Genomic DNA, 11,527 nt, shown 5'->3' on the forward strand with positions numbered 1-11,527 from the left:
CCCGAACCGGCCAAAACCAGTTGTCCCGAACCGCGGAGCCCGCTGTCCCGAACCGGCCAAAACCCGTTGTCCCGAACCGGACGAAACGATCATGCTGGCGTCCATGAGCACACGACTGCGCGAGATCGCGCGGAGGACCGAGGAGATCGTCGCCGCGGGCCACTACCGCACCCGGGACGGCCGGACCGTCTCCCTCGCCGACGACCTGGCCGCCGCCCTGGCCGGAACCCGGCTCCACGGACCCGGCCCCGTCGCCGTCACCCCCGACACCGACCGCACGCCCGTCCTGGAGGTCACCGGCGAGAGCAGCCTGGCCGCCGCCCGCCGGATGACCGCGGCCGACCCCGCCCGCCCGGTGGCCGTCCTGAACTTCGCCTCCGCCCGCAACCCCGGCGGCGGCTACCTCAACGGCGCCCAGGCCCAGGAGGAGGCGCTCTGCCGCTCCTCCGCCCTGTACGCCACCCTGCTGCGCGCCCCCGAGTACTACGACCACCACCGCGCCGACCGGGACGTCTTCTACTCCGACCGCGTCATCCACTCGCCCCGGGTGCCGGTCTTCCGCGACGACCGGGGCGAGCTGCTCGCCGAGCCCTTCACCGTCGGCTTCCTCACCTCGCCCGCCCCCAACGCGGGCGTCGTCCGCCGCACCGCTCCCGAACGCGCCGACCGGCTGCCCGCGGCCCTCGCCTCCCGCGCCGAACGGGTCCTGGAGACGGCCGCGGCGGCCGGATACCGGCGGCTCGTCCTCGGGGCCCGGGGCTGCGGGGTCTTCCGGAACGACCCGGAGCGGGTCGCCGGCGCCTTCGAGGCGCTGCTCACCGGCGGGGGCCGGTTCGCCGGCCACTTCGAGGAGGTCGTCTTCGCCGTCCTGGACCGGGCCTCCGGCACCCCGACGCTCGCCGCCTTCACCCGGGTCCTCGGCCGTACGCCCTGACGTGCGGGCCCTGTGTGCGCGTGCCACGCTGAAGGGATACGGACCGCTGTCCGACACCCGTCACCCGTCACGGGAGGCACGATCGTGGGCAAGAAACAGACCCGTGTGAACAAGGGGGCCCGCACCGGCGGCCACGAACACCGCACCGACGCGGCGGCGAAGGAGAAGTCCTCCCGGAGCACCGCGAGGGAGGCGCCGATCCCTGCGGTGGAACACGCCCACCGCAGGGAGCGCAGGTTCGGCCACAACTGAGACCACCGCCGGCGCGCCGCCCGCGACGGACGGCGCGTCAGACCCAGCCGTCCAGCGCGGACATGAACCCGTCGAAGTCGTCCCGGTGGACGGTGTGCCCGGTCCCCGCCACCGTACGCACCTCGAAGCCGCGCTCCGCCAGCATCCGGGCGCTCGCGGGCGGGACCAGGAGGCTCGGGTCGGCGAGGGTGACGAGCGAGGGGACGACGGGCCGGGCCGGCCACAGGTCGGTGCCCGCGAGCGGCGTCAGACCGTAGGCCGTGCGCTCGTCCCACACCCGCACCGCCGCCCTCTCGTCCTCGACGTCCCGATCCGACCAGGACGGGTTGAGACTCCGGATCATCTCCCGGGTCAACTCCTTGCCCCGCACGAAGAGTTCTGCCCGGTAGCCGGCGGGCCCCGACCTCAGCTGCCAGGCCGGGTCGGAGTACACCGCCCGCGCGGGCTTGAGCCGCTCCACCGCGCGGGAGAGCACGAGCGCCCCCAGCGAGTGGCCGACGACCAGGTCGAGGCCGTCCGGCACGGACTCCAGGAGGTCGTCGGCGTAGTCCTCCGGCCGGTACTCCTCCGGCCCCCCGGCCCGCCCGCTCGCCCCGTGCCCCCGCAGGTCCACCGCGACCACCCGGTAGCCGCGCTCCGCGAGCGCGGGCCCGACCCGCCGCCAGGTGCGGTGGTCGGCCATGATCCCGTGGACGAGCAGGGCCGTCCGGTCCCCGGACCCCCAGGTGGTGCTGTGCAGACGCACGATGCCGCCCCTCCGTCTCTCCTCGCCTCCGGCGCGCCCCTCCGGCGCCGTCCGGTACCGACACGGTACGGCCGCGGGGAGGGACGGCGGCGCGGCGCTCCGAGGAGGGACGCCGGCCGCGCGGGTCGTCCGGCGCGAGCCCCGCCGAACGCTTAGCGTCGACGTATGAACAAAGTTCCGAAGCGATTCGAGATCCTGCTGGTGCCCGAGCACGTCGAGGACCGCCACGGCGCCTCCGTCGCGGACAGCGCCGTCCGCTCGGCGGTCGTGGAGGCCACCGGCCACCACGGCGAGTCCGGCTACCCGATCTACGAGGGGCACGGCATCAGGGCCGACATCGACCCCGGGACGGGCACGGTCGAGGCGCTGCTCGTCGACGGCCGGGAGCTCGACTACGCCCTCACGCCCCTGGTCCGCCCGGCCCCCTGAACCCGGCCTCCCCTCGCCGAAGTGCCCCGGTCCGCCCCCGTACGTCCCGAAACGGTCCGTTGACAGGGCGAGCCGCCGGACGGAGACTCTGCGGCGCCCGGTGGGACGGAAACGGTTCCGCCGGGCGAACACGCGAACAGAGTCGTTCCGAAGGCCACGTGGGAGAGAACCGATGAGCATCCGCGACGTCTACATCGTCGACGCCGTCCGCACCCCGATCGGGAAGTTCGGTGGCGCTCTCGCCCCCGTGCGCCCCGACGACCTCGCGGCCCATGTCGTACGGTCGCTCGTCGACCGCTCGCCCGCGCTCGACCCGGCCCGCGTCGACGACGTCTACTTCGGCGACGCCAACGGCGCGGGCGAGGACAACCGGGACGTGGCGCGGATGGCCGTCCTGCTCGCCGGACTGCCCGTCACCGTCCCCGGCGTCACCCTCAACCGCCTCTGCGGCTCCGGCCTGGAGGCCGTGATCCAGGCGGCCCGCGCCGTCGCCCTCGGGGACGCCTCCGTGGTGATCGCCGGCGGCGTCGAGTCGATGTCCCGCGCCCCCTGGGTCCTCCAGAAGCCCGAGCGGGCCTTCCCCGCCGGCCACCAGCAGCTCCACTCCACGACGCTCGGCTGGCGCATGACCAACCCGCGGATGCCCGCCGAGTGGACGGTCTCCCTCGGGGAGGGCGCCGAGCTGGTCGCCGACAAGCACGGCATCACCCGCGAGCGGCAGGACGCCTTCGCCCTCGCCAGCCACCGCAAGGCCGCCGAGGCCTGGGCGAAGGGCCTGTACGACGACGAGGTCGTGCCCTGCCCCGGCGTGGACCTGACCCGTGACGAGTCGATCCGGGACAGCACCTCCCCGGAGGCCCTGGCGCGTCTCAAGCCCTCCTTCAGGACCGAGGGCGGCACCGTCACGGCGGGCAACTCCTCCCCGCTCAACGACGGCGCGGCCGCCCTGCTCCTGGTGGACGAGGAGGGGTTGCGCGAGACCGGCCGCGAACCGCTCGCCCGCGTCCGCACCTCCGCCGTCACCGGCATTGAGCCGCAGCTCTTCGGGCTCGGCCCGGTCGAGGCGGTCCGCCGGGCCCTGGGGAAGGCGGGGCGCTCCTTCGCCGACCTGCGGACCTTCGAACTGAACGAGGCCTTCGCGGCCCAGGCCCTCGGCTGCCTCGCCGAGTGGCCGGAACTCGACCCGGAGATCGTCAACCCGCGCGGCGGAGCGGTCGCGATCGGCCACCCGCTGGGCGCGTCCGGCGCCCGCCTGGCCGGATCCGTGGCGCACCAGCTCGCGGCGGCCGGCTCGGGCACGGGCCTCGCCGCGCTCTGCATCGGCGTCGGCCAGGGACTGGCGCTGGTCCTGGAGCGCTGAGACCGCGCGGACGCGCGACGGAGGGGTACGGGAAGCCTTCCCGTACCCCTCTCGCGTCCGTACCGTCCCGGCGGGTCGGCTACTGCGGCGCGTTCCCCTGCGCCTGCGCGTCCGCGATGGACTTGCGGACCTCGTCCATGTCCAGCTTCCGCGCCTGGCCGATGAGGTCCTCCAGGGCGGCCTCCGGCAGCGCGCCCGGCTGGGCGAACACGGCCACCTTGTCACGCACGATCATCAGCGTCGGGATCGACTGGATCTCGAACGCCGCCGCCAGCTCCTGCTGCGCCTCGGTGTCCACCTTGGCGAAGACGAGGTCCTCGTGGCGCTCGGACGCCGCCTCGAAGACCGGCCCGAACTGACGGCAGGGACCGCACCACGAAGCCCAGAAGTCGATCAGAACGAACTCGTTGTCGCTCACGATCTCGTCGAAGTTGTCCTTGGTGAGTTCTACGGTGCTCATGCTTCGTGCCTCCGACCTGCATGGATGATGCTCTTTTGCTGATTCACAAGACCCTCGGGAACACCTTGGGAACGCTAGGGGCTCACGGCGAGCGTAATCCCGCGTATCAACAAGGACGGCATCCTCACCAGCCACCATGTGAAGTGGCGCATGGAGGGCGGGTGGCAGACGGAGACCTTCCCGCCCGAGGACGACGAGGCGGCGGAGATCTTCGGGACTGCGATCGAGGAGGCCGGAAACCGATGGCCCATGGGTGGGGTGAAGGGGGTCGGATGCGTCGGCTCACAGAAGCCGGACGAGGCGATCCACCGCTTCGACAACTACGCCCGTCGCCCGATCGAGAACCGCATGGCCGGCGATCACCACAAGCGACTCCGGATCCGGGCGTCGGAGAACCACATCTTCCCGATCTTCGCGCACTGCGACGTCCGCTCGATCCGTTGCGCGAACCCGGGCGCTGGAGCCCCGTCCCCGAGGCGACCCCGACGCCGACCAGACAGTGCCCCTTCGTCGAAGGCGAAGGAGGAGGTACCGGGCAGGCAGCGACGGCGACAGGACGCGGACGCCGCCCGTCAGCCGTCGGGCATCCGCGCCGCCCCGGGCAGTGATCTGCTGGTGGTCGATGATCGTCGGCGTACGGATCCGGGTGACGGGGGTACGGAGAGCGGGACGGGGGCGCCGTCCGGCGGGACGTCAGCCTCCCTTCGTCAGGTTCCGGTCGAGGATGCCTACGAGCCGTGCTCCCGCGCGGTCGGTCTCGCGGCGCCCCCGCTTCGCATCCGCCGAGGCCTTCTCCAGTCGCAGCCGTGCTGTGCGTCCACGCAGTGTCAGCGTCATCAGCTGGTTGCCGAACCACGGTCCGCCGCTGCGCTCCCACCGGATCGCCGGTCGTTCGATCCGTCCGTGGTGGGCGAGGAGGTGCCCGATCCCCTTGGCGACCCGGCTCCAGCCGAAACGGAACCCGACCCGCATGGCAGCGGGTACCGAGTTGTGCAGGGGCGAGCAGGTGAACTGGAAGACGCGGGAGCGCGGCGGCTGCCCGGTGGTCCAGACGGGCTCCGCCACATACGCGTGGTGGACGTCGCCGGAAAGCACGCACACCGTCGCCGGAGCGGCGTCGCTCCCGCCCACCTCGGCGATCGTCTCCGTCAGTCGTTCGAACGACGAGGTGAACGCCGCCCAGTGCTCCAGGTCCGCCCGCCGACGCAGCCACTCGCCGAAGCGTGCCCAGCGCGGGCCGCGTTCGCCCCGGCAGAGCGCCGCGTTCCAGCTCTCCGCGAAGTGGACCATCGGAGGCAGCAGCCAGGGGAGCGAGGTCCCGATCAGCAGGTGGTCGACGTCACCGAGCTCGCCGATCACCTGTGTCCGCAGCCAGGCCGCCTCCTGGGCGTCCAGCATCGTCCTGTGCTGTTCCTCCAGCACCCGTGCGGCCCGGGTGTCGACCATCAGCAGCCGGGTGCGGCCGAAGTCCCTGCGGTAGCTCCAGCGTACCGACGCCGGGTCGGCGTCGGCACGTTCGGCGAACGCGCGCAGCACTTCCGTGGCGTCGTCGGCCGCCAGTACCGCTGCGTACAGCTCGTCCTCGGCGAGCTCGGCGGGGGAGAGGTTCCCGAGGTGCTGGTAGACCCAGTACGACATCAGGCCGCCGGTGATCCGCTCGTGCCACCAGGGTGTCGCCCGCATGTCGGCCACCCAGGCGGCGCTGGTGTTCCAGTCGTCGACGACGTCGTGGTCGTCGAAGACCATGCAGCTGGGCACGGTCGAGAGCAGCCAGCGCAGCTCGGGATCGCCCCAGGACTCGTCGTAGAGGTGGGTGTACTCCTCGTAGTCGGCGACCTGGTCCGGCGGGGCGTCGGAGCCGGTGCCGGCGGCCTGCCGGTGCCGGGCGATCCAGGCACGGGTGTCAGCGGACGTCTCGTCCGCGTACACCTGGTCGCCGAGGAGGAGGAGAACGTCCGGACGCTCGGCCTCCGGATCGGCGGCGAGCCGGGCGGAAAGGGTGTCGAGGACGTCGGGGCCCACCGGGTCGGACTCGCCCACGGCAGGCGCCGCCCACCGGCACGAGCCGAAGGCGACCACCGCGCCCGTCGCCGGGACCGGCGGCGTGCGGATGGTGCTGGGCGGCTGGGAGGAGTCCGCGAGGGGCCACACCCGCTCGCCGTCGAGCAGCACCTCGTACGGCGTGGCGGTTCCGGGGACGAGTCCGGTCACGACCACCAGCGCGTAGTGGTGACCGGCGACGCGGAACGTCGGAGCCGCACCCCCCGCACCGCCCGGGCACCGTACCTCCGCCGTGCACGCCCGGTCGGTCTCGACCCACACCGTCGCGCTCGTGCCCGACTCCCAGTCGACGTGTCGCAGGAGCGGCCCCAGTCTCAGACCGGCCATCACGAGTCCCCTTCCGGCGCTCCGCACGGTGCGGAACGACCGCTCCGCACAATACGGAACCCGCTGCGAGAACAGCGCCTTCCCCTGTCCGACCGTGAGCATCCTCTCGGTGACTTCGCGAACTGCCGCACGGGGATCGCGGTGGCGGCCCCCTCGAGGACGAGCAGCCGCGCCCCGGGGATCTCGCGCGCGATCGCCTCGCCGTCGCCGACGGGGAAGAACCGGTCGCGGCGGCCGTGGACGACGAGCGTGGGGACCTCGAGTCCGGGAAGGTGCTCGCGCCGGCGGGGCGCGCAGTCGAGCCGGGAGAACACCGTGCCCATCTGATTGGCCATCTGGATCGGGGGCGCGGTGCCGGGCGTGCGGTCCCAGATGCGCGCGGCGATCGCGCGCGCGGCGACGGGGTCGTCGCCGAGGATCTCCGCGCCGTCGGCGGCGAACTCCGCGACCGCTTCGCGGTCGGTCCCATCGGGCATCGGACGTGCGAACAGCCGGCGCGTCACCGTCCGGTCATGATCGGGCAGGTCGTCATCGGGCGGACCGGGAGCGACCGCTCGGGTGCCGACCAGGGTGAGTGCCGAGAACGCGCCCGGATGGTCGAGCGCGGCCACCTGGGCGACCATCCCGCCCACGCCGATCCCCGCAAGGTGCGTGGGCCCCCGCCGAGCGCGCCGGCGAGGGCCGCCGCGTCGGCGGCCAGGTCCCGCAGGGTGTAGGCGGGCGCCTCCGGATCCGTCGTCGATTCCCCGTTGTCGCGCAGGTCGTAGCGCACCGCACGGCGGTCACCGGCGGCGAGGTGCTCGCACAGCGCGTCGGGCCAGGAGAGCATCGTCGTCCCGCCCACCAGCAGGACGAGCTGTGCGTCGTCCCGACCGAACGATTCGATCCCCAAGGTGACCCCGTTGACGCGGACGGTGCTCATCTGATCACCGCGGGACGTCGTAGGTCAGGTGCGTCGCGGTCGGGGTCGGGACCACGCTCCGCCGGACCAGCGTGCGCGGCGCTCCGCCGGTGAACAGCGGCGTCCCGGCGCCCAGCACCACGGGAGCGAGATGCAGTGCCAGCGTGTCGAGCAGCCCGGCCTCCAGCGCCGAGGCGACCGTGGCGCCGCCGCCCATGAGGACCACGTCGAGGTCCTTGCCGCCGGCAGGGGCCGCCGTCTCGGCTCGCTCGCGCGCGGCGGCGACGGCGTCGGTCAGACCGGTGGTGACGAACGTCCAGTCGAGATCGGCCAGCCGCACCGACTCCGGCGGCGAGCTCGTCACGACGACGAAAGCGGGTCTGCCGACCTCGCCGGCACCGTAGCCGACCGTGTCGTCCCAGCCGTCCGGCCCGTCGACCACGTCGAAGAGGTGACGGCCCAGGACGACGGCGCCCGAGCGGGCGGTGCCCTCGCTCAGGATCCGGCGGTCGTCGGGGTCGTCGGAGAACGCCCACGCGTGCAGCGCCTCGCCACCAGTGCCCAGACCGTTGTCCGGGCCGGGGTCGGGCCCGGTGACGAAGCCGTCGAGAGAGACCGAGATGTCGGCGATGATGCGAGTCATACCAGGGCAGACCCGATCCGCCGACCGAACTCATCGCTCACCTGCGAGACGCGTGGCGGACGCGGACTCGGCGGCGCGATGCGCGAGGCAGCACGAGGCGCGAGGCGGCGCGCCGGACGTGCAGCGGACGATCACTCCGAGTGTCTCGGAGGACGGCGAGCTGCGACGGTGTGCCTGAATTCTTGTCGTGCGTGAGGTCGTCAGGTGTGTCGAAGGTGGTGGTGGGCGTCGTCCGCGGACGAGTGACCAGACGGCCTCGACGAAATTGAGGTCGGGTGCGTACGGCGGCAGCCGGAGGGTGGTGAGTCGGCCGTGCGGCGAGAGGGGTGTGGAGATCGTCCCTGACCAGCACGATCGGGCCGTTGAGCTGGATGAGCGCGTGCGGGCCGGCAGGTCGCGGTAGTCCTGCCAGGAAAGCTCTCGTGTGCACCCTTGAGGCGGAGACGGTCGCGGTGGCGGTATCGACAGGCTCGCCCGCAGACGTCGGCGGATGCGTGTCCGGATCCGGGCCGGGGGACGGCGTTCGTCTTCGAGGCCGTGAGCTGCCGGTCCCTTGCCGAGTTCTTCCCGAGCACGGCGAACCGGGCATCTGTGACGGTCGGGAAGTCCGCCGGACCCGCCCGGCGCAGCGCCGCCGTGCCGCCCTCGCGCCAGGCACGACGTCAGCGTTCCACGGCGTCGCGGTGCCTGTGGACCTCACGGTCGAAAGCCGGTGGGCGGCCCCCGTGGCTGCCGCGCCGGCCCGGTTGCGTACCCGGCGCGGCCCGCAGCATCCGGGCGAACGCCCCCTCCGCCGCCCACCTGCGGAAACAGGTGTGCAGGGCGGCCCACGGACCACAACGCCCGGGCACGTCCCGCCGGGCGACACCGGTGCGCACTTCCACACGATCCCGTTCAGGACCCTGCGGTCGTCCAGCCGCTTCCGCCCCGCGACGACTCGGGTGGCAGAAGCCGGACGAACTCCCGCCCGGCGTCCGGCAGTCCGTGGCGACGTGTCACGACACCACGATCCGCCGGCGGTGCTCCTCCGAAGACGCCGCTTAGCGCAGGGCGGCGGCGATGAGGCCTTCGACGGCTTCGCGCGGTACTTCGCCGCCGTTCACCAGCCGGTCGAAGACCAGCCCGTCGATGCAGGTCAGCAGGGTGTGGCTGCGATCCTTGACGTCCTTCACGCCGTGTGCGGCGAGGAACAGCCGGACGGCGTCGAAGCCGGCGTTCTCGCGGGGGACGAGGATTTCGCGCAGCTCCCGGTCCCGTACGCTCTCGACGGCGCAGGCGTAGCGGGCGAGTGAGCGGCGGCGGCCTTCACCGGTGAGTCGCCGTCGGGTGAGCAGCATCATGCCGTTCACCAGTTCTTCGGTGCTGCGGAGGGGCGCAAGTTCTTCGGCCGTCGTGTGCAGTTCGGCTTGGTCGAGGTGGACCAGGCGTGTGACCAGTGCGGTGAGCAGTGCGGCTCTGGTACGGAAGTAAGCGGACGTGGTGCCGGGCGGCATGGCCGCTCTGCGGTCGACCGCGCGGTGGGTCAGGCCGCGGATTCCTTCGTCCGCGAGCACGTCGAGAGCCGCGTCCGCAAGGAGGGTGCGCCGATTCGAAACCATGACTCCTTTCTACACCTGTAGTGACTCGTATAGAGTCCCTCTTCTACAGACGTAGAAAGGGGAGGGTTCCGGCATGGGCAACGCGGCAGTGGTGGTCGGAGGGGGAATCGGCGGGCTGGCCGCCGCCATAGGCCTGCGCCGGGTCGGATGGGAAGTGACGGTCGTCGAGCGCGCATCCGTGCTCGGGGACGCGGGGGCGGGCATCTCACTGGCCGCCAACGGCCTTCGGGCACTGGACGAACTCGGTGTCGGCAACGCGGTACGGGACGCCTCGCGCGGCCAGTACAGCGGCGGCACTCGCACGCCGCAGGGCGTCTGGCTGGCCCGGATGGACGGCCGGGCGCTGGAAAGGGCGGTGGGCACACCGATCATGGGCATTCCCCGCTCCACCCTGCACCGACTGCTTCGTGACTGCCTGCCGGCCGAATCTCTGCTGATCGGTTCCACGGCGGACTGGGTCGATCAGCCTGATCCCGGGACGGTTCGAGTGGGCTGCGGCGAGACGGTCCTGGAGGCCAACCTGGTGGTGGCGGCCGACGGCATCGGCAGCAAGACACGCAGACGCCTCTTCCCGGCCCATCCCGGTCCGGTCTACAGCGGCTCGACGGTGTTGCGCGCCCTCACCGAGCAGGCGGTCGACCTGAGCACCGACTTCGAGCTGACCTGGGGGCACGGGACCGAGTTCGGGCACATCGCCCTCCACGACGGGCGAGCCGAATGGCACGCCGTTCTCAACCTCCCCGCCGGGACACGGTTCGCCGACCCGCTGGGCGAACTGCGCAGGCGGCTCCACGCCTGGCACGACCCCGTCCCTGCCCTGCTCGACGCGACCCGGCCCACCGCCGTGCTGCACCACGACGTCGACGAACTGCGCACACCGCTCCCCTCGTACGCGGTCGGCCGGATCGCGTTGCTCGGCGACGCGGCGCACGCGATGACCCCCCACCTCGGACAGGGCGCCTGCCAGGCGCTGGAGGACGCGGTCACTCTGGCCGCCGCGCTGGCCACCGAGGGCACTGTGACAGCCGCGCTGACCCGCTACGACGCCGAGCGCCGACCGCGCAGCCAAACCGTCGCACGGGCCGCGCGGCAGGCCGGGCGGATGGGCCAGCAACTCTCCCACCCACTGGCTGTCGCCCTGCGGAACACGGCCATGCGGCTGACGCCCTCCCGGACCGCAACGCGCATGATCCTTCGGCACCACACCTGGATCCCACCGCAACTGGGCTGATCCGGTTCGCCTCCCACCGACTCGCCGTCGAGCACCTTCCTACGGGCCGGGCGGGTCCGGGGCGGGTGCGCGGGGGATGAGGACGATGACGGTGTCCAGGCCGAGGCGGTGGAGCAGGCCGTGGATGTCGGCGTTGACCCCGGCCAGGCTCAGACTGCCGTCGATCCGGTCCAGGCGCTGGTACCAGTTGATGAGCAGGGTGATGCCGCTGGAATCGAGGAAACGGCTCCGGGAGGCGTCCAAGGTGAGGTGGCGGCAGCCCTCGTCGATGATGCGGTTCCCCACGGCGCGCAGCAGGGGAACGGTGTGAAGGTCCACGCTCTCGGGCAGCAGGGCGGTGACCCGGTCGCCGGCGCGTGTGGTGACGTGGAGCACAGCAAGGTCCCCTGCCTGGTGGGCCGGTGATCCTGCGGTCAGGTATTCCCGGTGCTGCGTCTTCCACTGTAGTCGTGCGCGGCCGGCTTGTGTGCCGACTGTGATGCTCGGGTGCGGGTTCGCGGGGCGGCTTGCATCGAATGGGTGGATGCGGGACGGTTGCCGGACGACAACTTGTTTTCCAGAGCAGGAAGGTGGTGGGGCACGCGCC

At 72.5% G+C, this 11,527-nt stretch carries 13 protein-coding genes; 5 read left to right on the forward strand and 8 right to left on the reverse strand.

The features are described 5' to 3' along the window. Positions 1-103: 103 nt before the first annotated feature. Positions 104-934 (forward strand): TIGR02452 family protein, encoded by an 831-nt coding sequence (locus OO47_RS25475; protein ID WP_030219855.1) that lies wholly within the window; start codon positions 104-106, stop codon positions 932-934. A gap of 84 nt (positions 935-1,018) precedes the next feature. Continuing rightward, positions 1,019-1,186 carry a hypothetical protein gene (locus OO47_RS36425; protein ID WP_234323295.1) on the forward strand — a complete coding sequence of 56 codons (168 nt, stop codon included), beginning with the start codon at positions 1,019-1,021 and terminating at the stop codon, positions 1,184-1,186. Positions 1,187-1,223: 37 nt separating this feature from the next. On the opposite strand, the gene OO47_RS25480 is transcribed toward OO47_RS36425, so the two are convergent. Continuing rightward, positions 1,224-1,931: an alpha/beta fold hydrolase gene (locus OO47_RS25480; RefSeq protein WP_030219852.1), complete on the reverse strand. Its 708-nt coding sequence runs from the start codon at positions 1,929-1,931 to the stop codon at positions 1,224-1,226. 165 nt (positions 1,932-2,096) lie between these two features. On the opposite strand from OO47_RS25480, the gene OO47_RS25485 reads away from it, so the two are divergent. After that, positions 2,097-2,360, forward strand: coding sequence for a hypothetical protein (locus OO47_RS25485; RefSeq protein WP_030219849.1), 264 nt, complete (start codon positions 2,097-2,099; stop codon positions 2,358-2,360). Between the two features lie 172 nt (positions 2,361-2,532). Next, positions 2,533-3,720, forward strand: coding sequence for a thiolase family protein (locus OO47_RS25490; RefSeq protein ID WP_030219846.1), 1,188 nt, complete (start codon positions 2,533-2,535; stop codon positions 3,718-3,720). A gap of 79 nt (positions 3,721-3,799) precedes the next feature. Here the strand turns inward: OO47_RS25490 and trxA are convergent, their stop codons facing one another. From trxA to OO47_RS25515, 6 genes are all read right to left on the reverse strand, one after another. Beyond that, entirely contained in the window at positions 3,800-4,180 is a 381-nt protein-coding gene (gene trxA, locus OO47_RS25495; protein ID WP_030219843.1) for a thioredoxin, read from the reverse strand. Positions 4,181-4,873: 693 nt separating this feature from the next. After that, positions 4,874-6,568, reverse strand: coding sequence for a DUF7800 domain-containing protein (locus tag OO47_RS25500; RefSeq protein WP_033210284.1), 1,695 nt, complete (start codon positions 6,566-6,568; stop codon positions 4,874-4,876). Further along, positions 6,568-7,179: an alpha/beta hydrolase gene (locus OO47_RS38885; protein ID WP_234323296.1), complete on the reverse strand. Its 612-nt coding sequence runs from the start codon at positions 7,177-7,179 to the stop codon at positions 6,568-6,570. Before OO47_RS38885 ends, OO47_RS25500 begins: the two co-directional genes overlap by 1 nt. After that, entirely contained in the window at positions 7,068-7,490 is a 423-nt protein-coding gene (locus OO47_RS38890) for an alpha/beta fold hydrolase (RefSeq protein ID WP_234323297.1), read from the reverse strand. Before OO47_RS38890 ends, OO47_RS38885 begins: the two co-directional genes overlap by 112 nt. Positions 7,491-7,494: 4 nt before the next feature. Further along, positions 7,495-8,112 (reverse strand): dihydrofolate reductase family protein, encoded by a 618-nt coding sequence (locus OO47_RS25510; protein WP_030219840.1) that lies wholly within the window; start codon positions 8,110-8,112, stop codon positions 7,495-7,497. A 1,040-nt stretch (positions 8,113-9,152) separates the two neighbouring features. After that, entirely contained in the window at positions 9,153-9,710 is a 558-nt protein-coding gene (locus tag OO47_RS25515; RefSeq protein WP_030219837.1) for a TetR/AcrR family transcriptional regulator, read from the reverse strand. A 73-nt stretch (positions 9,711-9,783) separates the two neighbouring features. Here OO47_RS25515 and OO47_RS25520 point away from each other — a divergent pair, with 73 nt between their 5' ends. Further along, the gene (locus tag OO47_RS25520) at positions 9,784-10,941 is read left to right on the forward strand and encodes an FAD-dependent monooxygenase (protein WP_030219835.1); all 1,158 of its coding nucleotides are present in this window, start codon (positions 9,784-9,786) and stop codon (positions 10,939-10,941) included. Between the two features lie 39 nt (positions 10,942-10,980). Here OO47_RS25520 and OO47_RS36980 read toward each other — a convergent pair whose 3' ends face one another. Continuing rightward, entirely contained in the window at positions 10,981-11,316 is a 336-nt protein-coding gene (locus OO47_RS36980) for an STAS domain-containing protein (RefSeq protein ID WP_033210281.1), read from the reverse strand. Positions 11,317-11,527 lie beyond the last annotated feature (211 nt).

The organism is Streptomyces bikiniensis (genome assembly GCF_000716625.1).
Taxonomy (GTDB): Bacteria; Actinomycetota; Actinomycetes; order Streptomycetales; family Streptomycetaceae; genus Streptomyces; species Streptomyces bikiniensis.

Excerpts from the sequence above, each read along its gene's own strand:
- OO47_RS25500 (WP_033210284.1), bottom strand. The coding sequence starts at position 6,568 with ATGGCCGGTCTGAGACTGGGGCCGCTCCTGCGACACGTCGACTGGGAG.
- OO47_RS38890 (WP_234323297.1), bottom strand. The coding sequence starts at position 7,490 with ATGAGCACCGTCCGCGTCAACGGGGTCACCTTGGGGATCGAATCGTTC.
- OO47_RS25520 (WP_030219835.1), top strand. The coding sequence starts at position 9,784 with ATGGGCAACGCGGCAGTGGTGGTCGGAGGGGGAATCGGCGGGCTGGCC.
- trxA (WP_030219843.1), bottom strand. The coding sequence starts at position 4,180 with ATGAGCACCGTAGAACTCACCAAGGACAACTTCGACGAGATCGTGAGC.
- OO47_RS25510 (WP_030219840.1), bottom strand. The coding sequence starts at position 8,112 with ATGACTCGCATCATCGCCGACATCTCGGTCTCTCTCGACGGCTTCGTC.
- OO47_RS25490 (WP_030219846.1), top strand. The coding sequence starts at position 2,533 with ATGAGCATCCGCGACGTCTACATCGTCGACGCCGTCCGCACCCCGATC.
- OO47_RS25475 (WP_030219855.1), top strand. The coding sequence starts at position 104 with ATGAGCACACGACTGCGCGAGATCGCGCGGAGGACCGAGGAGATCGTC.
- OO47_RS25515 (WP_030219837.1), bottom strand. The coding sequence starts at position 9,710 with ATGGTTTCGAATCGGCGCACCCTCCTTGCGGACGCGGCTCTCGACGTG.
- OO47_RS25485 (WP_030219849.1), top strand. The coding sequence starts at position 2,097 with ATGAACAAAGTTCCGAAGCGATTCGAGATCCTGCTGGTGCCCGAGCAC.